This is a genomic window from Pseudomonas sp. JV245A (genome assembly GCF_032424515.1).
Taxonomy (GTDB): domain Bacteria; phylum Pseudomonadota; class Gammaproteobacteria; order Pseudomonadales; family Pseudomonadaceae; genus Aquipseudomonas; species Aquipseudomonas protegens.
On record NZ_VYKE01000341.1, the window covers coordinates 1 to 1996 of the forward strand.

General features: G+C 62.6%; 3 protein-coding genes and 1 pseudogene. 1 reads left to right on the forward strand and 3 read right to left on the reverse strand.

Annotated features, from left to right (window positions below; translation table 11 throughout):
• Window positions 1-12: 12 nt before the first annotated feature.
• Both F6S12_RS31385 and F6S12_RS31390 read right to left on the reverse strand, forming a co-directional pair.
• Window positions 13-348: a DUF6388 family protein gene (locus F6S12_RS31385; RefSeq protein WP_053152665.1), complete on the reverse strand. Its 336-nt coding sequence runs from the start codon at window positions 346-348 to the stop codon at window positions 13-15.
• A gap of 61 nt (window positions 349-409) precedes the next feature.
• Entirely contained in the window at window positions 410-865 is a 456-nt protein-coding gene (locus tag F6S12_RS31390; RefSeq protein WP_019095864.1) for an RDD family protein, read from the reverse strand.
• 184 nt (window positions 866-1049) lie between these two features.
• On the opposite strand from F6S12_RS31390, the gene F6S12_RS31395 reads away from it, so the two are divergent.
• Window positions 1050-1802 carry an outer membrane beta-barrel protein gene (locus F6S12_RS31395; protein ID WP_011062152.1) on the forward strand — a complete coding sequence of 251 codons (753 nt, stop codon included), beginning with the start codon at window positions 1050-1052 and terminating at the stop codon, window positions 1800-1802.
• Window positions 1803-1874: 72 nt separating this feature from the next.
• Here the strand turns inward: F6S12_RS31395 and F6S12_RS33985 are convergent.
• Window positions 1875-1996, reverse strand: a pseudogene (locus tag F6S12_RS33985) (LysR family transcriptional regulator); the annotation flags it as partial.

Below are 1996 nucleotides of genomic sequence, written 5' to 3' on the forward strand. Positions count from 1 at the left end.
GGCGCGTGCGGGTCAAGGCCGAGGGTCAAGGTGGTGCAGGGTGCAGTACTCGTCCCACGGCATGCCGGCCATCTCCGCCACTTCCCGGTGCACTTCGAGGCGCTGGGCGTGGAATTCCTCGGGGCTGGCAGCGGTCAGTTGCAGGCTCAGTTCCCAGGCGAACAGCCCCAGGCGTTCGGCTTCGGCCTCGAAGGCTTCATGCAGGCGCTCGGCGCGATACTGCGCCGGGGTTTCGCCCCGGGCCCGGGCCTCCAGGGGGTTGAGGTTGTCCAGCTGTTCGCGCAGCTCGGGGCGCTGTTCGAGGAACGTGACCAAGGCCTGTTCATGCGGGTGTTGATCGATTGCCATGAAGACTCCCGGAAAAAGCGCCACGCCAGGGCGCAAGACTGAATGGGTTACGGCCGGATGCTCAAGGCAGGTTCGGCTGAGCGGCCATCAAGCCACGCAGCCGCGCCAGATCCTTGCGCGGGATGACATAGGTGCGCGCCAGCCGGTCGCCGATGCGCTGGCCGCGGCTTGATTCGCAGCAGATCAGCAGGGTCACCGGGCTGATGGCCGCTTCGAAGGGGCGGGTCGCCGAGCGGATCAATACCTGCAACAGCGAGGGGGGCTGGCCGATGCCATTGATCACTTGCAGGCCGCAAAGGGCCTTGCCGGCGGTGTAGCCACGCCACAGGTATTCGTTGAGGGGAAAATACAGGCACCAGGTGGCCAGCAGGCACCAGGTGGAGAATTGCTCCATATCCGGGTATTGGAGGCGTTCGGCCAGTCGGCACAGGACAAACCACAGCAGCAGTACCAGCAGGCAGTCGACCAGATAAGCCAGAATGCGCCGGACGATCAGGCCGGCTCTCGATACTTCCATGCACTGCCCCAAAGACTACGCCCTGTATTGAGCGCCCTATTGTAAGGCCTAAAGCCCCTGCGGGGGCGAGGCTTCACAGGGATGTGAAAAAAACGTGAAAAATAATTAGAACCTTTTGCTTTCGACTTCCCTCGAAAAGGCTCCTGCAGCATTTGCCTTATTCAAACAGGGAGATCTACACACGATGTCAAAGGTATTCGCAACCCTTCTGGCCAGCACCTCTGCAGCCACCTTGCTGGCCCTTTCCAGCAGCGCCATGGCCGCCCCGGCCACCGGGCCGATTTCCACCCTGGGTATCCTCGGTAGCTACAACGACTTCAAGCTCGAAGGCGGTAGTGAAAGCGACAAGGAGCACCTGGGTGAAGGGGGTGTGTTCTACAACTTCGGCAACAAGATGACCGCCGAATCGGGCCTGATCTACCAGGCTGGGGTCGAGGCCAAGTTCGGCAAGAAGCACGACAACAAGCTCAAGGAAGGCCAGGCCGACCTCGACCTGGGCTGGCGCGCCGCCCTGGACGCACGCAACTTTGTCGATGTGCTGGTGGGGGGTGGCTACACCTGGACCCGCTACGAGCCGGACACCGGCGACTACGACATGAAGCTCACCAACAAGTCGCCCTTCGCCAAGGCCGCCCTGGGCTACAACCACCAGTTCGACGACCTGACCATGCGCGTCGAGCTGGGCGCGCGCCACACCATCAACGGCAAGGCGCGGCTCAAGGTGGATGACGTCGGCAGCGACACCGTGGACCTCAAGGACCGCACCAACCCTTACGCCGAGGTGAATTTCTTGATGAACCAGAACGGCTCGCTGCCGGTCATGGCCGGGGTCTATTACACCCGCACCGAGTACAAGCTGGACGAAGATACGCCTGTGGCTGACAACACCAAGCTCAAGCGTAACGAGTATGGCTTCAAGGTTGGCCTGACCTTCTAAGGGCAGCCGCCCGTTCCAAGCTGCAAGAGAGCCGCCGGTGCCCGTCTTTCGATGGGGCCGGCGGTTGTGCTTTCAGCTGACGATGGGGTGTTCGCGGCCGATCTCGCTGCGCAACTGGGCGATCAGGTGCAGGCAGTGGGTGAGGCCCGGCGAGGGCTCGCCGATGCGGCGGCTGAGGATGATCGGCGAGGTGG